The organism is Flavobacterium anhuiense, assembly GCF_001705175.1.
GTDB lineage: Bacteria > Bacteroidota > Bacteroidia > Flavobacteriales > Flavobacteriaceae > Flavobacterium > Flavobacterium anhuiense.
Genome location: NZ_CP016907.1, coordinates 2,726,279 through 2,747,530 on the forward strand (window position 1 = coordinate 2,726,279; position 21,252 = coordinate 2,747,530).

General features: G+C 33.7%; 20 protein-coding genes and 1 riboswitch. Of the genes, 7 read left to right on the plus strand and 13 right to left on the minus strand.

All coding sequences use genetic code 11. The annotated features are described in order from the left end of the window. Positions 1–23: 23 nt before the first annotated feature. From BB050_RS11895 to BB050_RS11930, 8 genes are all read right to left on the minus strand, one after another. Positions 24–1,058, minus strand: coding sequence for a YncE family protein (locus tag BB050_RS11895; protein ID WP_008464860.1), 1,035 nt, complete (start codon positions 1,056–1,058; stop codon positions 24–26). Between the two features lie 3 nt (positions 1,059–1,061). After that, positions 1,062–2,915, minus strand: coding sequence for a TonB-dependent receptor plug domain-containing protein (locus tag BB050_RS11900; protein ID WP_066035151.1), 1,854 nt, complete (start codon positions 2,913–2,915; stop codon positions 1,062–1,064). 28 nt (positions 2,916–2,943) lie between these two features. Then, positions 2,944–3,148, minus strand: a riboswitch (cobalamin riboswitch). Between the two features lie 63 nt (positions 3,149–3,211). Then, complete coding sequence (cobC, locus tag BB050_RS11905) at positions 3,212–3,745, minus strand: alpha-ribazole phosphatase (RefSeq protein WP_066033709.1); 534 nt, start codon at positions 3,743–3,745, stop codon at positions 3,212–3,214. Beyond that, positions 3,730–4,515, minus strand: coding sequence for an adenosylcobinamide-GDP ribazoletransferase (locus BB050_RS11910; protein ID WP_066033710.1), 786 nt, complete (start codon positions 4,513–4,515; stop codon positions 3,730–3,732). The genes cobC and BB050_RS11910 overlap by 16 nt, the downstream gene beginning before the upstream one ends. Positions 4,516–4,686: 171 nt before the next feature. Then, positions 4,687–5,112, minus strand: coding sequence for an IS200/IS605 family transposase (gene tnpA / locus BB050_RS11915; RefSeq protein ID WP_066033711.1), 426 nt, complete (start codon positions 5,110–5,112; stop codon positions 4,687–4,689). A gap of 50 nt (positions 5,113–5,162) precedes the next feature. After that, positions 5,163–6,842, minus strand: coding sequence for a nicotinate-nucleotide--dimethylbenzimidazole phosphoribosyltransferase (gene cobT / locus BB050_RS11920; RefSeq protein WP_066033712.1), 1,680 nt, complete (start codon positions 6,840–6,842; stop codon positions 5,163–5,165). Between the two features lie 169 nt (positions 6,843–7,011). Continuing rightward, positions 7,012–7,521 (minus strand): bifunctional adenosylcobinamide kinase/adenosylcobinamide-phosphate guanylyltransferase, encoded by a 510-nt coding sequence (cobU, locus tag BB050_RS11925; RefSeq protein ID WP_066033713.1) that lies wholly within the window; start codon positions 7,519–7,521, stop codon positions 7,012–7,014. Between the two features lie 96 nt (positions 7,522–7,617). Next, entirely contained in the window at positions 7,618–7,980 is a 363-nt protein-coding gene (locus BB050_RS11930; RefSeq protein WP_008464871.1) for a DUF5522 domain-containing protein, read from the minus strand. Positions 7,981–8,074: 94 nt separating this feature from the next. Between BB050_RS11930 and BB050_RS11935 the strand changes: the two genes are divergently transcribed. From BB050_RS11935 to BB050_RS11950, 4 genes are all read left to right on the plus strand, one after another. Continuing rightward, positions 8,075–9,217, plus strand: a complete 1,143-nt coding sequence (locus BB050_RS11935) for an ABC transporter substrate-binding protein (RefSeq protein WP_066033714.1) — start codon at positions 8,075–8,077, stop codon at positions 9,215–9,217. Between the two features lies 1 nt (position 9,218). Further along, on the plus strand, positions 9,219–10,244 hold the full coding sequence (locus BB050_RS11940; protein ID WP_123906995.1) for a FecCD family ABC transporter permease: 1,026 nt from the start codon (positions 9,219–9,221) through the stop codon (positions 10,242–10,244). Positions 10,245–10,388: 144 nt separating this feature from the next. Continuing rightward, positions 10,389–10,790: a GxxExxY protein gene (locus tag BB050_RS11945; RefSeq protein WP_066033715.1), complete on the plus strand. Its 402-nt coding sequence runs from the start codon at positions 10,389–10,391 to the stop codon at positions 10,788–10,790. A gap of 97 nt (positions 10,791–10,887) precedes the next feature. Beyond that, complete coding sequence (locus BB050_RS11950; protein ID WP_066033716.1) at positions 10,888–11,664, plus strand: ABC transporter ATP-binding protein; 777 nt, start codon at positions 10,888–10,890, stop codon at positions 11,662–11,664. Positions 11,665–11,805: 141 nt separating this feature from the next. Here BB050_RS11950 and BB050_RS11955 read toward each other — a convergent pair whose 3' ends face one another. Next, on the minus strand, positions 11,806–12,264 hold the full coding sequence (locus BB050_RS11955; protein WP_066033717.1) for a tRNA (cytidine(34)-2'-O)-methyltransferase: 459 nt from the start codon (positions 12,262–12,264) through the stop codon (positions 11,806–11,808). 66 nt (positions 12,265–12,330) lie between these two features. Further along, a complete protein-coding gene (locus BB050_RS11960) occupies positions 12,331–12,903 on the minus strand; it encodes a pseudouridine synthase (RefSeq protein WP_066033718.1) in 573 nt (190 codons plus the stop codon). Between the two features lie 306 nt (positions 12,904–13,209). Between BB050_RS11960 and BB050_RS11965 the strand changes: the two genes are divergently transcribed. The 3 genes from BB050_RS11965 (at position 13,210) to BB050_RS11975 (ending at position 18,325) form a co-directional block, all read left to right on the plus strand. Next, the gene (locus BB050_RS11965) at positions 13,210–13,680 is read left to right on the plus strand and encodes a hypothetical protein (protein WP_236940326.1); all 471 of its coding nucleotides are present in this window, start codon (positions 13,210–13,212) and stop codon (positions 13,678–13,680) included. Positions 13,681–13,835: 155 nt separating this feature from the next. Continuing rightward, the gene (locus BB050_RS11970) at positions 13,836–14,588 is read left to right on the plus strand and encodes an SDR family NAD(P)-dependent oxidoreductase (protein WP_066033719.1); all 753 of its coding nucleotides are present in this window, start codon (positions 13,836–13,838) and stop codon (positions 14,586–14,588) included. A gap of 308 nt (positions 14,589–14,896) precedes the next feature. Next, the gene (locus BB050_RS11975) at positions 14,897–18,325 is read left to right on the plus strand and encodes a T9SS-dependent choice-of-anchor J family protein (RefSeq protein ID WP_066033720.1); all 3,429 of its coding nucleotides are present in this window, start codon (positions 14,897–14,899) and stop codon (positions 18,323–18,325) included. 50 nt (positions 18,326–18,375) lie between these two features. On the opposite strand, the gene BB050_RS11980 is transcribed toward BB050_RS11975, so the two are convergent. From BB050_RS11980 to BB050_RS11990, 3 genes are read right to left on the minus strand one after another with little or no spacing between them, the layout of a single operon-like run. Further along, the gene (locus BB050_RS11980; RefSeq protein ID WP_066033721.1) at positions 18,376–18,885 is read right to left on the minus strand and encodes a MepB family protein; all 510 of its coding nucleotides are present in this window, start codon (positions 18,883–18,885) and stop codon (positions 18,376–18,378) included. Between the two features lie 25 nt (positions 18,886–18,910). Next, entirely contained in the window at positions 18,911–20,665 is a 1,755-nt protein-coding gene (locus BB050_RS11985) for a hypothetical protein (RefSeq protein WP_066033722.1), read from the minus strand. Then, positions 20,662–21,099, minus strand: a complete 438-nt coding sequence (locus tag BB050_RS11990; protein ID WP_236940327.1) for an RNA polymerase sigma factor — start codon at positions 21,097–21,099, stop codon at positions 20,662–20,664. Before BB050_RS11990 ends, BB050_RS11985 begins: the two co-directional genes overlap by 4 nt. Positions 21,100–21,252 lie beyond the last annotated feature (153 nt).

The window sequence follows — 21,252 nt, forward strand, 5'->3', positions numbered from 1 at the left end:
AAAACTAATTTTAAAGTATAATATTAATTATTAAAGTAGAATCCGTTTGAACCTACACCAACAGCTAATTCTTTTTGTAAAACTCCAGATAAATTATAGATAAAAGCTTTACTATCTTTATCAAATTTTGCATCGGCAATATAAATGCGGTTGTTTTCTACAGCAAAACCGTAAACGTAGCTCGCTGGCGAGTTTACAATTGCCGTAGTAGAAGGTGTTGTTGCATTGATATCCATAGCATAAACAGAGCTTCCAGCAGTATAATAGATTTTGTTGTCTTCAATATCCATAAAACCTAGACCAGCTAAGCTCTCTGGAAATGCAATTCTAGATATAGATTTATCAGACAGTTTTACTTTTACAATTTCACCTGATCCAGAATAAGGAGCTCTCAAAATAAATAAAGTTCCGTTTTCTTCTTCGATAGAATCTCCGCTAGAGCCAATTTCTACTGTTTCTATCGCCTTTGTTGCAATATTTACAATTAATAATTTAGTGCTGCTGTTAGGTTCTGTAATGTATAATTTGCCATTTTCTAAGATTAATCTGTTTGCAGTGGCATTTAACTCGATTTTTGATTCGACGGTATTAGTAGCCAGATTAATTACAGCAACATAATCGTCAGTGTCTCCAGTTGCTGGATTGATATAAGAATATGTATTTGCATTTGTTACATACGCTTTTCCGTCTTTCACAACTCCGTATCTTGGGTTAGCAAGACCAGAATCAATCTTTGCAATCAATTTAAAAGTATAACGGTTTACAACATTGATTACATTTGATCCTCCTGAAATGATGTATGCGCGATCTCCATCAAAAAAGATATTTTGCAGATATCCGCCAATTAAATCAGAACCGTTGGCAGAAGCATAAACATCTTTGGTAAAAGAGGTAAAATCATCGCTTGAGAAAGAAACGCTTCCGACATCTGAACTTCCTTCATTTAAAATAAAAAAACCATTGTCGTAAGCACCTTTAGGATCATCGTTATCATCACTTGAACAAGAAGCGAATAACGAAATGCTTAACGCTATTAAAAGTAATTTACTAAACTTCATATATTAAAATTTTAAGGTTAAATACATATTGAAATTACGACCAGGCATTGGTCTGTTTTCTAGACTTTCGTAATCTTTATTGAAAAGATTTAAAACTTGAAAACCTACTTTGAAAGAATCTAAAAATTTTAGATCGTAATCGATTCCGATATTTGAAACCGTATAATCGTTAATGATTTCATCAGGATCGTTATCGGCTCTCGTGTAAACAAATCCGTTATAAAGGATTTGGTAATATGCGCTTATTTTATCTCGAGAATACGAAACAGCTCCTGTAGCTTTATTGAATGGAACAAAAAAGATCTGATTTTTAGTTTTTTCATCTTGCGAAACCGTATAAGCATAGGTAGCGTTTACAGCAAAAATATTTTTGCCATAGCTTTTCTTCCAGCCCAATAGGGTTTCGGTTCCATAACTAATTACCTTATCTTGGTTTTGGGGAGTCCAAATTCCGTTTGTACCTGGAACCCATTGCAGCATATCGGTAATTTTCATATAATAAAAATTCTGCGTCCAAGTCAGATTTTTGAATGTAAAAACATTGCCAATTTCTCCCTGATAAGAGCTTTCAGGCTTTAAGTTTGGATTTCCTCCTTCATCCCAATACAAATCATTATATGTTGGAATTCTGAAGTTTCGAGAAACATTCAGTTTCAGATTATACCAATCATTAAATTTATAAGAAGATCCTAAATTGAATAAAATAGGCGATTTGTAATTATTTGTAAATTCTTTTCTAATGCCTAATTCGTTTTTCCAATTTGTGCCAAAATCTTGTCTAACTAATAAAGCGGCAGAACTGATTTCTCGAATATGGCTTCCAAAACTAGTTCCGTAACCGTTTGTTCTGCTATAGTCTGCAATTCCGTTTATGTGAGTTGATTTAAATAAGTGATAATCGACATCAAGCTTTGTAATTAAGTTTTCGGTCTTTCCGTAGGTATAATTTTTTAAAGCGTTATTGGCAAAATACTGATAGTTTTCGAAAATATAAGCTGTTTTGAAATTGGTTTTTATTTTTCCATACGTTCCATCATATTCCAAAAGATTTCTATTGAAACCGTTTATATATTTGCTTTTTGTTTCAGTTTCTGTAATCAAAGAAGTATTTCGATCAGTGTTTGAAGTCTGGCTGTAAAGTTTTAAAATATGATTTTCGTTGAATTTGTATCCGGCATTAGCGCTCAAAGTAATAATATCATACTGCCCGTTCTGATTCCATCTCTGTTCGCCTCTCCAGGTATATCGATTTAGATATTTGTAATCGTTTGTAGAACTATTTTTGGAGAGTCCGATTTGAGCGCTCCATTTCTTGTTAGAAATAGAGGTTTTGTAATTTACCCCAATAGTATTAAAACTGCCGTAATCTAGTCTTAAATTATTCTCAAATCGATTAAAAAACAACAAATCGTTATTTAAATGCACGGTTCCTCCAACTGCACCGCTTCCATAAATAACACTTCCGCCGCCCGCTTTTACACTTATAGAATTATAGTCAGCGCCAGAAATAGTATTAAAATCCGTGCTCCCATTCATTTGAGAATTAATATTAATTCCGTTCCAGATTACTGCTGTCTGAGAAGAAGTTGTTCCTCTGAAAGAAACTGTAGAAAGCATTCCGCGTCCGTATTCTTTAAAATATAGAGTCGAATTGAAATTTAATAAATCGGTTAAGAGTGCTTCGTTTTTATTGATTATAGAATCATTCAGTTTTAAAACGGATTGTGAAGCAGAGTAAGTCCTTAAATTTTTATCTGAAACAAAAACTTCTTTAAGACTGGTAATAGAATCGTTTTGCGCCAAAATAATCTGACACATCACAAATAAGCAAAAAGTAAAAAGTCGTTTTAAAGTCATAATTTCTTCGCTCTTTTTCCCGAGAGCTCGATAATTGTTTACAAAGGCAGGTCTCCTGGCTTGCGTCTTGCTGTTTACCTTCCCATTCGCCGTGGCGGAACAGTGGTTTGTAGTTAACAGCAAGCATTCGTTTAGAACTTAGCTTACAGTTGCGGGTACAGCTCAAGAATTTACTTGATTCCCTTTTAATGTGTTTTTAAATCAAAAACACAACCTTAATTTGCTGCAAAGATAAAGTTAAAAATATTGATTATTCAAATTTGTTTACGTTTCATGAAAAACACAAACAATTTTTATTAAAAATCGATTTTTATAACTTGCCCGAAATCAACCTTATTGTTGAAAGCATCCCTTAAAGGCAGTGAACTCTGATGGCATAAAATGCTTCTGATGATTCCGGCGTGAGCAACAATTATAATTGGCTGATTTGTTGTAGAAATGGCTTCAGATAAAAATTGACCAACTCTTTCATGGAGTTCTACAAAAGATTCTCCGTTTGAAACTTTAATATTTACAAAATCTTCCATCCACGGATTAAGTTCTTCTGAAGGAATTTCGTTCCAGCTTTTTAATTCCCAATCTCCAAAATTCATCTCTTTCAAACGCTCGTCTTCCTGGTAAGAAATGGCTTTTATATTTTCTTGAATATGTTTTGCTAAAATAACGCAGCGCTTTAACGGACTAGAGAAAATAATTGCCTCCGAAGGAAGTTCAGAAATAATTCGGTCAAAAATTTCATCAAATGGTACGGCAATGTCAACATCAGATTGTCCGTAACAGATTCCTTTTTCGCAAATGGTTTCGGTATGACGAACTAGATAAATTTCCATAAAAATAAAATGCTTAAGTAAAATACCACTTCGCATACCTGTTGCGTGGCTCCAAGACAATCTCCAGTATAGCCATCAATCCATTTCTGGAAATAGCGAGCTAAAAAATAGCGTGTTATGAAAACAGGAATTATAGCAAGAAGAAATTTCAAGTCAAAATAAGAAAATGCAATCAAAGGAATTAATCCAAAAAAGAAAGAGCCAAAAACTTCTTTCCAAGTATATTGTTTTGCAATCGGTTTGCTTTTGCTCGAAGCATCATCACGAGAATATTCATGCGTGAAAATAATGCTGATTGCTGCCAAGCGACTTATAGAATGCGCAGAAATAAATAAAAGGAAAATTAGTAAAATGTTATCAGTAAAAAGTAAAATATTTTCTGAAATCACTTTAAACTTTAATAAAAAAAGTAAAACCAATCCAATTGCTCCATAGGCGCCAATCGCACTATCTTTCATAATCATCAAGATTTTTTCTTTGGTCCAGCCTCCACCAAATCCATCACAGACATCAGCGAATCCGTCTTCATGAAAAGCACCCGTTGTTAAAATAGAAGCAATAATCGCTAGTATAACAGCAATTTCTGATGAAAGAAATTGGGCAAATATAGAATAGGCGAAAAATGAAATAGTCCCAACAATCCATCCGATAAAAGGAAAATATCTTGTCGCTTTATTTAAATAATCTGGATGATGTGTAATGTTTTTTGGGCATGGAATTCTGGTGTAAAACATTAAACAGGTGAAGAAAATGTGTAGTTCTTTTTTCATTTGATTATGATTATTTGGCTAAAGCCTTCTTTAGGAGCAAATTTATGACCTCCAGATAAATCTGGAGGCAATTCAAAAAAAATAAAGAATAATTTCTATGAATTGCCAACATCTTTAGATGTTGGTTGGATTATAGTTACTAAGAAAGGCTTTAGCCAAATTTTCTTAATATTATTTAAATCCAAATTTGATCATGAATTCGTCATATTCTTCTTGAAATGTTTTCTTTTTATGATGTTCTTCTTGATTCTTAATATAATCCCGAACTCTATCTACAATAGATTCTGAAACTGAAACTGCAAAATATTCATCCTGCCATTCAAATTTATCTTTTGTTAATTGATTTTTATTAATCCAATACGAGGATTCTCCTTTCAAGAGCTGTATCACTTTCTGAATAGTTTGATTATTTCCTAATGAAATTAAACAGTGGCAATGATCAGAATGTCCACTAATAAAGTCTAGATAGATTTCCTTCTTTAAAGCATTTTCTTGTATGTGATGCCATACTTTTTTACGAATATCAATAGAATTTAAAAATGGGAATCTATTTTTTGTACTCCAAACGCAGTGAATGTAAACTTTTGTAAAAGGCATGTATGATATTTAAAAATTCAAAGTTATAAACTTTAAACTTAAAAAGAAAGTTATTTCCTACTCACTCCCGCGCTTTCAAAACTAGCCATTTCATTCAAAAAAGCCTCAGCCGATTTTAAAATCGGAAAAGCAACAGCGCATCCGGTTCCTTCTCCCAAACGTAAATCGAGATTTAAAATAGGTTTTGCTTCCAGATAATTCAATAATTCTGAATGTGCTTTTTCGGCAGAACAATGGCAGAAAACAGCATTTTGTTTGATATTCGGATTTATTTTAAAAGCTATCAAATAGGCAACAGTACAAATAAAACCGTCCACCAGAATCAGCATTTTATTTTCAAAAGCAGTCAGCATTCCGCCAGCCATTTGAAGAATTTCAAAACCTCCAAAATAGGAGAGTTGCGATAGTATTTCGGCTTGACCGGAATAACTTTCAATGGCTTTTTTGAGTAGATTTTGTTTTAGAAGTAGTTTTTCGTTTTCAACTCCAGTTCCTTTTCCAACACAATCTTCAATAGGAAAATCGGTTAAAAGACTCATTAAAACAGAAGCGGTTGAAGTATTTCCAATTCCCATTTCACCAAAACCAATACAATTTGAACCAGATTTTGCGATATTTTCAACAATCGATTTTCCTTTCTCAAAACATAACTGAACTTCAGATTCACTCATTGCCGGAACATGAAGAAATGACTGAGTTCCTTTGGCAATTTTTGCGTCTATTAACTTTGCATTGGTTGGAAAATCATAATTAACGCCCGAATCTACAATTGATAATTCGATATTATTCTGATTGCAAAACACGTTTATTGCTGCGCCACCATCGAGAAAATTATTGACCATTTGTCGCGTAACATCCTGTGGATAGTCACTTACGCCATGATTTGCGATTCCGTGATCGGCAGCGAAAACTACAATATTAGGTTTTAAGATTTTTGGATTCAAAGTTTCGAAAACGGTTGCCATTTGGAAAGCCAAAGATTCTAATGTTCCCAAAGAACCGACAGGTTTTGTTTTAGAATCTATTTTGTCTTGTAAAAGAGTGTAGAAGTCAGAATTGTTTTGGAATTTGTTTTCCGATTTCAAATCAAAAGCAGGAACATTTATTTGATGGATTTCTTTGATTTCGTTGCAAATAGGAGCTTCTAATTTTTGTTTCCAATGCAATTGCTGCAGCATTGGCTGATTGTTATAATTGGTAGCTGGTTTTCCGATGCAGAAATAACCCAGCGGTTCTATGTTTTCTGGTAAATCAAGGATTTTTTTAAACTGATAATAATTGAGAATCGAAACCCAGCCCATTCCGTAACCTTGTTCTGTAAGCGAAAGCCAGATATTTTGCGCCGCACAAACTGTGCTGAATTTCACCGCTTCATTACTGCCAATAGTTCCAATCGTAAACTGATTGAGAACTGAACGGTCGTAAGAAATGATTAGTCCGATTGGCGCTTCTTCGATCGCCTCTAGTTTAAGTGATCTGTAAAGTTCTTTCTGCTCGGGATTGTCGGTTAGTTCCTCTGCTTTTTTATTGTAGTCTAAAAAAAGCTTTTTAATAGACGTTTTAACTTCATCTGATTTAATGATATAATATCTCGTTGCATCGGTTAGTCCCACAGATGGTGCCCAATGTCCAGCCTGTAAAGCTTTCTGAATTACTTCATCTGGAACTTCATCGGCTGTAAAATGTCGTGTGTCGCGGCGTGATTTTAATATATCGTCTAAATTGCTCATTTTTAAAAATCAATGACAATTTCAAAAATCAATGGCAATGTGAATCCTGAAATCTTTATTTTTTGTAAAGTTAAAATATTCGTTTTGCAATTAGGACGTAATATTTAGAATTTATTTTAAAATCAATGAGAATATTGATTTTTGAAATTGTTATTGATATTGAAGTTTGTTATCCTTTTATTTTAACTGGAATTCCAGAAACCATCAATACAACTTGATCTGCGTTTGTAGCAAGAAACTGATTCATCCAGCCTTGGAGTTCAACAAACTTTCTTCCGATATGAGTTTCTGCGTGAACTCCCATGCCAATTTCATTTGTCACAATAATGATATTCGCATTTTTGTGTTTAGCGATAGCAAGAAATTCTTTTTTGGCTTCTTCCAAACTCAAATGTACATCGTTTTTATGATCAACAAAGAAATTAGTTAGCCAGAGCGTTACACAATCAATTAAAGCAGTTTTTCCAGAAAAATCAATTTCACTTAAATACTTTTCCTTTTCAATATTCGTCCAATGTTCGTCTCTTTCCTTTTGATGACGGTCAATTCGATTTTGGAAATCATCATCCCATTTTCTGGCAGTTGCTACATACAAAGGAGAGTTGGAAAGTTCTAAAGCCAATTTCTGTGCATAACCGCTTTTTCCAGAGCGCTCGCCGCCAGTTATCAAGTAAATCATTTTTTATTAATTATGAGTTTTGAATTATGAATTATGAGTTTGGGCAAGTTATAAAATAATTATGAAGACTAACTCATAATTTATCACTCATAACTCCTAATACGGGCAATGTCGGCAGTTATTTCCACAACAGGTTCCTCTTTTTAGGTGAAACCAAGCTTTAAAAACATAATTGCCATTTTCGATATAATAATCGATGCCTTCAATCAAATGATTGGTTTTTGGCAATAACATAGCTTTATTCTTAAGCGCCTTTTCTGGAGTTATGGTTTCAATATAAGCATCAATTTTATCTTCGCAAGCTTCCTTAAAACACTCAGGACAAAGGCAATCACCTCCGTCGGCAAGATTAAAAATAGGAGGGTAGTCATTACACCAGCACTTATTTTCAGGTGAAACGTCGCCGCAAGAAAAAGCGGTTTCACAGCTGGAGCAGATTTTTGTTTTTGGTACATTCATCAAATAAAAGGCTATTTGTTTAAATTTGTACGAATAAAGGTAAACAAAAAAAATAGAAATTGATTTACCTTTGTGCCCACACAAAACACAAAATATGAAATATTTTTTCCATAAATTACCAGTCGTTTTTTTACTTTTTGTAGTAATTAGTTGTAAAAAGAATGAAGCGCAAGAGGCAGTAAAATCTACCGTTGCCAAAGAAAGCATCGAATTTGCATCTGGACTTTCAATTGTTAAAAACGAAGGCTATTCAATTGTAAATGTGATGAATCCGTGGCCAAATGCTAAGGGAAAATTTACTTACATTTTGGAAGAAAAAGGAGTACAAATTCCAGACAGTTTAAAAAAATATCCTGCGATAAAAGTTCCTTTAGAAAGTGTTGTGGTAACTTCAACAACAAATATTCCTTTTCTAGAAATGCTCGAAGTGGAGAATAAATTGGTCGGATTTCCACATACCGATTACATTTCTTCAGAAAAAACACGAGCATTAATTGATAAAGGTTCTGTGAAAAACGTTGGACAAAATGAAAAACTGAACATCGAACAATTAATAGAATTGTCACCAGATTTGATTGTTACATTTGGAGTTGATAATAATAATCCGATGTTGGATAATTTGAAGAAAAGCGGTTTGAAAGTGCTTATTCAAGGCGATTGGATGGAACAGTCTCCGCTTGGGAAAGCAGAATGGATTAAGCTTTACGGCGCTCTGTTTGGAAAAGAAGATAAAGCAAAAGAACTTTTTGATAAAATCGTAGAAAGCTATAATCAGGCAAAAAAGCTCGTTGTCGATAAGCCTGCAACTTCAAAAGTTTTGTATGGATCTATGTACGAAGATGTTTGGTACGTTGCCAAAGGAAACAGCTGGGTGGCGCAGTTCATGCAAGATGCAAAATCTAATTATTTGTGGGCCGATTTAGAAGGAACTGGAAGTGAAGGTTTGTCTTTTGAAAAAGTTTTAGATAAAGCGAAAACGGCTAATGTTTGGATTGCTTCTGGATCTTTTAAAAGTTTAGATGAATTGCAAAAAGCAAATCCGCATTACTCAGAATTTGACGCTTTCAAAAATAAAACGATATACAATTTTGAAGGAAAGCTAGGGGCAACAGGCGGAACAGTTTATTACGAATTGGCGCCAAGCCGTCCTGATTTGGTGTTGAAAGATTATATCAAGATTTTTCATCCCGATTTATTGGCGGGCTACGAATTTACTTTTGCATCAAAACTGAATTAAATTGGCGAATAAAAAACGAAATACCATTTTATTTGTCATATTGACTTTAGGACTTTTTCTAATGTTTTTTGCGAGCATTAGTTTAGGATCGGTTACAATTCCGTTAAAAGATGTTTTTGCGAGTTTAACTGGTGGTGAGGCAGCAAAATCGACTTGGGAATATATTATCATTAATTATCGTTTGCCAAAAGCGATTACTGCAGTTTTAGTCGGAACAGGACTCTCTATGAGCGGACTTTTGATGCAGACTTTATTTAGAAATCCGCTTGCTGGACCTTATGTTTTAGGATTAAGCTCTGGAGCAAGTCTTGGTGTTGCATTTGTTATTTTGGGAGCAGGATTTCTACCTTCTTTTTTGAGTGTAATTGCATTGTCTTCTTACGGAATTGTTTTGGCATCTACTTTAGGAAGCACGTTGGTTTTATTTCTAGTTTTAGTGGTTTCGCAGCGATTGAGAGATACCATGGCCATCTTGATTGTGGGTTTAATGTTTGGAAGTTTCACCACAGCAATTGTAAGTGTTTTAACTTATTTTAGCACGGCAGAACAGCTTCAGAAATTTACTTTCTGGTCAATGGGAAATCTTGGAAATCTTTCTTGGACAACTATTGTAATTTTAACATTCTGTATTGGAATCGGATTGCTTTTGAGTGCCAAAAGCATCAAGCCATTAAACGCCTTGCTTCTTGGAGAAAACTATGCAAAAAGTATGGGATTGAATTTTAAACAAGCAAGATTAGTCATCATTTTTGCAACTAGTATATTATCAGGAGCTATAACAGCTTTCGCCGGACCCATTGCATTCGTCGGCTTAGCAGTTCCTCATATTGCAAAATTGACTTTTCAGACCAGTAATCATACTATTTTGTTTTGGAGCACTTTATTTTTTGGATCCATAATAATGCTGTTTTGCGATATTGTTTCGCAAATGCCAGGTTTTGATGTCACGCTTCCAATAAATGCCGTAACTTCTATTATTGGCGCGCCGGTTGTTATTTGGCTTTTAGTTAGAAAAAGGAATTTTTAAGTTTAAACTTACAAAATAAAATAATATCTTAGTTTTTAAAACACATAGAAACATAGATTTAAAAGCCGGTTAAAGGCGTTTCACTTTTCTGAAATAAACATAGACTTTGTGAAAATCAATTTGTTTCTCGAATAAATTAAGGTAATGATAACCCAGAAGTTTTTAGACGAATTAAGTTTTAATGTAATTGGGGCATGTATAGAAGTGCATAGAACTATTGGAAGAGGATTGCTTGAGAATGTTTATCACGAATGTTTGAAAGAAGAATTGACCTATAGGAAAATAAATTTTTTGACAGAAATGAACGTGCCATTGATTTATAGAAATAAAGAATTAAATACGAATTTAAAATGTGATCTGTTTGTTGAAAATTGTCTTGTTGTAGAATTGAAAGCTACATCAGAATTAAATCCTATATACGAAGCACAGCTCATGACATATATGAAACTTTTAAAAGCTCCTAAGGGCATTCTAATTAATTTTAATTTTAAAGAGGGCCAAAAAACATTTGTGAATGAATATTTCAAATTGCTGCCAAAGTTCTAAGTTCAAAAGCTATGTGTTAATTTACAAGTAAATTTTAAAATAAACTTTCAGTAAAATAGAAATCTATGTTTCTATGTGTTTAAAAAATTAACTCAAAATGAAAAATATCTTAATAACTTCACATCTAAATATTGGATACAAATCCAAGAAAGGAGTTACGACCATTGCTGAGAATCTTAATTTAAATCTTGAAACTGGTAAATTAATCACTTTAATAGGAGCAAACGGAATTGGAAAATCTACCTTATTACGAACGCTTACTGGAATTCAGAAACCTTTATCGGGAAATGTTTATTTGAATGAAAGGAATATTTCAGACTATCAGCCTTTAGAATTGGCACAAAATCTCAGTTTGGTTTTGACCGAAAAACTGCCGCCAAGTAATCTTTCTGTTTTTGAATTAGTCGCTTTAGGTCGTCAGCCGTATACCAATTGGGTTGATAAATTATCTGGCGAAGATGTTCTAAAAGTTCATGAAGCAATGAGTTTGACACAAATAGAACATTTAGCGTCAAAAAAACATTTTCAAATTAGCGACGGACAATTGCAGAAAGTTTTAATTGCTCGAGCTTTGGCACAAGATACGCCATTAATTATTTTAGATGAACCAACTACACATCTTGATCTGCTGCATAAAGTTTCATTATTCAAATTATTAAAGAAATTGACGCAAGAAACTCAAAAAAGCATTTTGTTTTCCACACACGATATCGATCTTGCCATTCAATTAAGCGACGAAATGATCATGATGATGCCAGAAAGTATAGTGCAAGATCAGCCGTGTAATTTAATTTCGAATGGAAGTTTCAGCAATTTGTTCAAAGATGAACATATTATTTTTGATGCTGAAAAAGGGAAGTTTATCGTGAGTTAGTTTTTTTTTCAGGAGCTAATCCTGCTGTTCGCTATATCTTTTGTGGCGAACCCCGCCACAAAAGGATGCCGCTTCCATCAGGGCTAGAAGTCTCGTTTTCAGAAGAAGCTTTTTCTATTAAACAGTTAAACAGATAAACGATTAAACTTTCTTCAATCCAATTTGTCTCTTCGCTTCTCCAACCACAAAAGCAACCGAATTAGCAATATTAAAACTGCGAATAAGCGGTGACATAGGAATCGTCAAATGATTTTCGAATCTTGCCATAAATGCTGCGCTCAATCCAACGCTTTCTTTTCCGAAAACCAGCCAGTCCCCATCTTGAAATTCATTTTCTAAATACGATTTTTCAGAATGCGAACTCATTAAAAATACACGAGAATGATCTGGAATCTGAGCAATCCATTCGTCTACATTTTGATATTCTGTTACATCAAGATGAACCCAATAATCCAATCCAGAACGTTTCAGATTTTTGTCATTGATCACAAATCCGAAAGGATGAATTAAATGAAGACGGCTTTCTGTGCCTACACACAATCTGCCAATATTTCCGGTATTATTTGGTATTTCTGGTTCTACAAGAACAACGTTTAACATCTTTTTAGTTATGAATTATGAGTTATAAGTTATGAGTTTATGGAAATTATCTAATTGACACATTTTCTAATTATCTAATTGAAAATCGGAAACTTCCAAAACTTCACCTGCTTTTAGATTTTGCAAATATACATTTCCTATTCGAACGCGAACTAGACGTAACGTAGGAAAGCCAACTGCAGCGGTCATTTTTCTAACTTGACGAAATTTTCCTTCTCTTACCGTGATGGATGCCCAAGAAGTCGGACCATGACGCTCGTCTCTTATTTTTTTGGCTCTCGCTCCAAAATCGGGAATCTCGGTAACGATAGATGCTTTACAGCGTTTCGTTTTGTATTTTCCGCCATCAAGTCCGATTTCTACACCATTTTGCAATTGTTCTATTGCTTGTGGCGTAATTAATCCATCAACCTGAACGTAATATTCTTTTTCAACTTTTTTACTTCGAACGAGTTCGCTCATATTTCCATCAGTAGTCAAAAGAAGCAATCCTTCAGAATCTTCGTCCAGTCTTCCAATTGCCATTGTGCCTTCTGGGAAATCATACAATTCGCCCAAAAGCTTTTTCTTTCTTTTTAATTCGTAAATAAATTGGCTCAAATAGCCGTAAGGTTTAAAAAGAATGAAGTGTCGGTGCATTTTTAATTTTTTGCAAAGATAGTTCCTTTCCTAAAATTAAAACCAATTACAGCTTTTGGGATTTCATTTTTTTTAGCCATTGGTAGACAAACCAAATTACAGTAACTGTAAAAATGGAAATTAAAATGGGGTAATAGTTTTCGAAAAATTGATGAAAATAACTTCCGACCAAAATGTATGCAGAAGCCATGCAAAGCTTGATTAAGATAAATTCAGAATTGGACCAGCTAGTTTTAATTTTAAAGAAATTCATAATAATTACGGTTGTTAAGTTGCTTTAAATAAAGGTAATAAATAAAAAAGCAGATGGCAATTATAAAAGAAAAGCAATATGAAGTCATAATGTGTTTAGTGGTTACAATTCGTAATATTATAAAATTGAATCTAAAAAATAATATTACCATGGAAACGAATGATTTAGGAACAAAAAAAATAAACGGAACGCAGAAAAATATTGATGAATCTAAAGGAAAAAACGTTTCGCACGACAAAGAACTAAAAGATGCCAAATTGAATAAAGAATTGGTTACAGATGCAGATGGCGATAAAAAGATTGTAGAGAGAGCCCGTAACGAGAATGAAGATATTAATAAAGCGCTTCATCAAATAAATCCAGATAACCCAAATGCAAACCGCGGAGTTGAAACGGAAGAAGAGGCAAATAAAACGGTTGAGAACAAAGATCATAATTCCGATATAACTCCAAATCGATATCCGAACTCACATCCAGATAATCATAAAGATCGTGGAAATATGAAATTGGATGAAGAGGAATAAGACAATACGAAATTTTCAACAAAATTGCGTCAATTTAATGTCAAATAACATAACATTAGCGGTTCGCGTTAATGTTATTTTAAACTCTATTCAAAGCTTTTATGTCGGTTGATATCTTCGTAAATTAGAGGAATCAATTTAAAAACATATATAAAATGGCACTTTTAGAAAATAAAGTAGCTTTTGTATCTGGCGGCGGTTCAGGAATCGGACGCGCGGTGGCAGAAGCCTACGCTCGAGAAGGAGCAAAAGTAGTAGTAGCTGATATAAATGTAGAACACGGTGAAGAAACCGTAAAAATGATAAAGGAAAAGGGCGGAGAAGCTTTTTTCATAAAAGGAGACTCGTCGAGTGCTGCTGACAATAAACATATGGTTGAGGTGACGGTTTCTAAGTACGGCCGATTGGACATTGCCTGCAACAATGCAGGAATGGGAGGCCCGGCAAAACCAACTGGCGAATATGAGCCAGAAGCTTGGGATAAAGTTATTGCACTTAATTTAAGCGGTGTTTTTTATGCCTGCCGTTACCAATTGGAGCAAATGGAGAAAAATGGTGGAGGAAGCATTGTTAATATTGCCTCAATTCATGGACAAGTTGCTGCGCCAAATAGTGTTGCCTATACAGCGAGTAAACACGGTGTGGTTGGTTTGACAAAAAATATTGCAGTAGAATATGCTCAGAAAAACATTCGATGCAATGCTGTTGGACCTGGTTATATTGAAACAGCACTTTTAAAAGATAATCTTAACAAGGATATGATGCAAGCCGTTGCAGCAAAATCTGCAATGAACCGCTTAGGAACCGCAGAAGAGGTTGCCGAATTGGTAGTTTTTCTAAATTCTGATAAATCATCATTTACAACAGGAAGTTACATTATTGCGGATGGAGGTTATACCGCAGTTTAATATTTTTTAAAGAATACTATTTTGAATTAGTAAAAGCAGTAAGCGAAAGTTTACTGCTTTTTTTGTTTTTAGAAATCCATTATTTGTAAGAAGTGTAGCGTTTTCGGGGCTTTTTGGAATGCTGGATATTTTGAAGAATGTTTTGTTTTAAGTGTTTTTTGTTGGTTTTATTTTATTATATTTAATCTTGTTTTAAGTTTTGATGAAAAATATTTATAAAAATATAAACATTAAGTTTATGGTTTTGTAATATTCCCTTAACTTTAAAGACGATAAATTTGAACTCTAAAAACTCTATTCTTTAACCTATGAAAAAACTCTACTTTTCGCGCCTTTTGGCTCTTTTATGTTTTTTTAGTTGCATTTCTGGAGATCTTTTTGCCCAGACAAATCCAACGCCACAAAGTATACCTTATTTTCAGAACTTCAGCGGATTAGCGGCAAATTCTACTACTTACCCAGCTGGTTTTCAGGGTTGGTTGGTAAGCTCAAGTCAGAATACATCAAGTTATAGTACAGCGTTATCTGGCGATAGAGCTTTAATTGCTAACAGTACGGCAAACACTAATAGTGGCAATATTCACAATTATAATGGAAAAATAGGTTTTTTAAATACTACTTCAGCTGATTTTTCAATAGGTTTTGCGTTTTCAACACTAGGAGAAACAGATATTTGGGTTCTGTATGATGCCATGATTATACGTAACCTTTATGATGGAGCCTCTAATAATCGTCTTCAGGAAATGGCCTTGCAATATCGTATTGGAACTAGCGGACCTTTTATAGCGGTACAAGGTTCTGAATATTCTAATGATAGTAAAACACAGCAGACCGGAGGTACCGAACCTTTAGATAATCGTGTAACAAAGAAAATTGTAAAACTGCCATCAGATTGTGATAATCAGTCTGTAGTTCAGATAAGATGGATTGCAAGATTGATGTCTGGATCAAGTGGTTCTCGCCAGTCTTTTGCAATTGACAATGTTGATATCAGAAGTGACAATAAGGCGCCTGTTACTGAATCGGGGTATCCGAAAGTAAGTAATATTTTGTCTTCAGGATTTGATTTTATTAATAAAATAGATGAGGTAGGAAAGACATATTATGTTTTGTTGCCAAACGGTAGTGCTGAACCAACAGTAGCGCAAATAAAACTTGGTCAAGATGCCACAGGAAATGCTGCCTTGCAATCTGGTTTCTTCGATATAACAGACTCATCCATAGATTACACAAAAAGCTTTACGGGATTAACTTTAAATACAGCTTATTCTATTTTTTCTGTATCAGAAGATATTTTCAAAAATACTCAAACAGTAGTTAGTAAAGTCGATGCTGCAACTTTAAGTGTAGCAAGTCCCGAAATTTCTACAACGGTTTCTTCTTTAGATTTTGGTATCTTAGAATTTAATCATGACTCTAAAATTTTAAGTTATCAAGTTCAGGCCTCGAATCTCACAGATACTATGGTTTTAACTTCCTCTTCAAATTTTACAATTTCTAAAGATAATAACACATTTACTTCATCATTGACATTTGTTCCAGCTGATTTTGCTTCAAATGCAACACCAGCAGTATATGTGAAGTTTACACCAAATGCTGTTTCTGGTTTCACAGGACAAATAACACACGAATCAACAGGAGCAGTAACAGAAACAGTTACGTTGACTGGAACTGGGATTGATCCTTTTAAACAGGATTTTAATGATGCTAATGTTTTAGCAAATAGTGGTTGGAAACAATATGACGAATCGGGGCCTTTAAATAAATGGACTTATACTGATATTGCTCGAAATGTAAATTCTGGGACAGGAGCCGTTTTAGTAAATGGATATTCAGATACTGGAGCAAGTAAAGACTGGCTAATTTCACCTAAATTACGATTGAATAATTTTGGAGATTTGCCGCTATTGTCTTTTTATTCTCGTAAGTTTTATGCTGGACCTTCTCTTAAATTAATGGTTTCAACCAATTATGATGGTGTAAGTAATCCGAATACCGCTACATGGACAGAAATTGATGGCAAATTTCCAACAAGTACAGGGAGTTATGTGCAATCGCAATATATTAAATTGACAGATTATAAAACGGATCATACTTATTTGGCTTGGGTTTATGAAACGACAAAAGGAGGAGCAAACTTTGCTTCTGAATGGTCATTTGATGATTTTGCTGTGACGGATGAGGCAGGTTATTTAGATTTAAATCCTGTTTTAGATTTTGGTGTTGTCAATGCAAACACAATTTCAGATGCTCAGTCTTTTAGTTTTAAGGCAGAAGGTTACGGAGATATTACAATTACTGCTCCAGCATCCTACAAAATATCAGCAGATAATATTTCGTACGTATCAAGTATCGTAGTTACAGCTGCCGATGCTTTAGCGGGTAAGACCCTTTACGCAAAATTTACGCCAACTGTAAAACAATTTAAAATATCAGGTTCATTAACGGTAACAGGAACTGCTTTAAGCAAACAAGTTGGATCGCTTACTGGTTCTTCTTTGCCAAAATCAGAAACTTTTGATGTGGTTACTTATAATTTAGAGTTTTTTGGTTCAGATAATCCTAGTAATGGACCTTCAGATAATGCGCTACAAATTGAAAATGTAGCAAAAGTGATGAATAAATTGGATGCTGATGTTTACGTGGTTCAAGAAGTTTCTAGTGATGCAGCTATAGACGATTTAATTGTGAAGCTAAATGTAAACGGAAAAACATTCAATAAGACTATTTCTCCAGTTTGGTCATATTCATGGGATCCAAATTCAGATCCAAATTTTCCGCCTCAGAAGCTCGTGGTTATTTACAATACTCAAACTGCTACTTTGAAAAAAACTAGAGTAATGTTTAAAGAGTTTTATGATGAATTGGTTGCAGGCACTAAAACTTTATCAAATTATCCGCTTCCAGCAAGTAATCCGCCAGTACATCCGAGCTCAGGATTCTTCTCTTCGGGGCGTCTGCCTTATATTGTAACTTTAGAAACGAATCTCAATGGAGTTAAAAATGAAATTAAGGTTATAGATGTTCACGCCCGTGCAAATAGCGGTTCTGATATGACAACATACACAAGACGTAAATATGATACACAAGTTTTTAAAGACAGTTTAGATGCACATTATCCAAATGATAATTTAATCATTTTGGGTGACTACAACGATGACGTGAAAAAATCAGTTTTTGGCACAAACAATCCTTCGACTTACGAAAACTTTGTAACTGATACAAGCAATTATAAAGCGCTTACTTTAGAAATAAGCCAAGCTGGTGCTTTTAGCTTTTTAACTTCGGGTGGATTTTTAGATCATATTATGATTTCAAATGAATTGTTTGATCAGTATATAGATCAATCGACAGCAGTTTATGATCCAAGAAATGATATTGCAAATTATACCACAACAACTTCAGATCACGGGCCAGTAATTGCTCGTTTCGAATTAAAACAAGACGTGCTTTCTACGCCAGATTTTGGAAAAAACAAATATTTTGTAAAAGCATATCCAAATCCTGCTGCAGACGTGTTGAATTTTGATATCAAAACAGCAACGCAAGGAAGAGATCTAAAAATCAGGTTATACGATTTTAATGGTCGTGCTATTGGAAATCCAATTAGTGTTAAGAATGAATCTGAAGTTAGCACAGCAGTTGTTGCTGTTGGCAATCTGGTTTCGGGAGTATATTTTTATACAGTTACAGAAAACAATAAGGTCATTTTTAAAGATAAAGTCATTAAGAAATAATAGAGATTTTCTATAAAAACGAAAGGCAGTCTATTTTAAGACTGCCTTTTTTATATAAATACTTTTTTTAGTTTCTCGATATCAATTTTACTTTCCTCTGAAAAGTTAAAAAAATAATCCAACTGCCATTTTTGTGTTTTCTGTGCTTGTTTGCTTGTGGTTTCATCCCAAGGCGGATAAACTCTCGTTGCTCTGATTCCTTCTTTCTTTTCGGTAGAAAAAATGCCTTTTTCTAATAATGTCTTTTTCGGAAAAATAAACTGTCCCCAGTTCTCATCTTTTCTAACGTTCACAATCACAAAATCAATATTTTCTGAATAATCAAAAGGTTCAATCATTCCTGATCGATTTCGTTTCCATAAAGTAACAAACTGCCCAGTTTTGGTTGGGGTAATTTTTGCTTCTCTATAGCAGATGTTTTTATTATTTAATTGAAAACGAAATGCGCTATATTCTTCGCTTTCGCTTTCCTTTTGAAAAGAGGTTATTTGCAAATCAGCTTTCTTAAAAATGCCTTCTTTGCTCAATACTAAATCACGAGATGCGATACTAAAATTCATTTGCGAAAATTACTGCAAATTCAATTTAGAAAGAAACATTCAGTCCAAAATTTAATCCCCATTGAAACTGATTGAATGACTGGCTGTTTAGCGGATTGATATAATAATTTACAGCAGGTTCAACAAAAACATTGGTCTTTTTGTACACGCGATATTGAACAGTACTGCTCAAAGTAGAACCATAAACATAATCATTGGCGTTCATGTTTTCTCCAATGGAATGCCCATCTAGAGCCACATTATTAGAAATTAATTTACCTACAAAACCTCCAGTATTTAAGTTGATGCTAGCTTTATTTTTATTAAAAACAGAATAAGAAACCTCAAGAGGCATTTCTACATATCTTAAATTTTGATCTAATTTACCTGTTTGTACGTTTTCATTTTTCATAGCTTCTTTAGTACTATTCGAAATCAAAAGATAATCTTGTCTTGACGGATCTGATGACGCAACTGGACTACTGTCGGCATAGGAAGCGGCAGGAGCAAAAAAAGCATTGTTTTTGGCACTTACGTAAGATACATTGGCAACGCTTTGTCCCAATTCGCTAATTTTTAATCCAGAACCTACAGCCCATTTTTTGTTAATGCTGTATTTTGTTTTTACACCATAAGAATTAGATTGTTTAGAATCGTTTACGTTTCCTAATGTTTTTTCGTTTTTCGTATTTTCAGAACTTGCTACACCAGCAAAAACCGCAACTGCCCATCTTTCTTTTTTATTGATCAGATTGTCCTTTTTTTCTTTTTCTTCTTTTTCCTTTTCAGGAGTTAAAATTCCTTTTTCTAAATTTTGAAGCTCGGCCAACTGCATAGAGTCTGTTTTGCTCAAACTGTTAGTAATTTTAAGATCGTCCTTTATTATAACTGCTTTATCAGTTCGCTTAGTCTCATTTTTATCGGAAACTGAATTTTTCGAATTGTATGCGTTGCTGTTTGCAAAAGAGTTGTTTGTAGAATAACCATGATTATTAAAAGCAATATTTTTATTGTTTTTTAGAGAAAGCTGCTCTTCAAAAATAGAATTTGAAAGCTGTTTTTTTGCTGTAGAATTAAATTTGCTTTGTTTCCCAAATGCAATTCTTTCTTCTGAAATTCCTTTATTCGAAGATTTTATATGGTTTTCTAAAACAGATTTTTTGGAAGATTTTAGAATCGACTTGTTTTCTGATGAACCAAAATTTTGATACGCAATAGATTGGTTCGAAGCATTTGCAGGAACTACTGTGCTCGATTTTTTAGAAGATTTTATGCTAGATTTTTCTTCTGATGAACTTGAGTTTTGATAGGCAACAGATTGGTTCGGAGTATTTGCAGGAACCACTACATTAGATTTCGAATCTTTTTTACTGCTTTTGTTCTTAGAGTTTGTTTCTGCTACAGAAGTCTCTTGAACTTGAATTCCTGATTCATTATTGAATTGATTATTCGTATCATTTCCATTTAAAGAATCTATTTTTTTGTCAGCATTTTTAGTTCGGTCTAATTTTCTATCGTTAGAATTATCGTTTGTGTTTTTGTCAAGAACAATACTATTTCTGCTGTTTTCTAAATCGCCATTGTTAATATTTGTGTTTTCAGATAAATCGGTAAAATGTAAAATTGAAGGCAGAAGCAACCCTAATAATAAGCATGCAGCAGCCGACCACCAAAGAACAACTCTCTTCTTCTTTTTAGGTTTGTCTAATTTTTCTTCAATCTGACTCCACAATTCTGGAGGCGGAACACTCGAAAAGTCTTCCATTGATGAAAAAATATCTTCTATTTTTTGCTTCTTCATGCTATCTTAAAATTTTTTATGCTCAAAATTCGCTTTTGTAATATGTGTTTGGCGCGATTTAAATTTGATTTTGATGTTCCTTCGGAGATTTTTAATAGTTCGGCGATTTCTTTGTGTTTCATTTTTTCGAAAACATACAAGTTAAAAACCGTCCGGTATTGATCTGGTAAATCTCGAATGTATTCCAGCAGTTTTTCCTGTTCTATCGGAATAGCTTCCAGTTCCTCTTCTTCTATAAAATCGGTATCGGGATCAAAAACATCTAAAAAGAAACTCTCTTTTTTCTTTTTGTTTAAAGTTTCGATGAGTTTATTAATAAAAATCCGTTTGAGCCAGCCTTCAAAACTTCCTTCAAATTTATACTGGCTTATTTTCTGAAAGGCAATTACAAATGCTTCCTGAAAAACGTCTTTCGCGTCATCTTCGTTCTTCATATATTTCAAACAAATACCATATAAAACAGGAGAGAACAACTGATAAATTTTCAGTTGTCCCTCCCTGTCATTTTTAATGCACAGTTTGATATATTTTTCTAACTCGTCTTTCAAGAAATGGTTCAAATTTGATTTTGCAAAAATAGTTCTAAA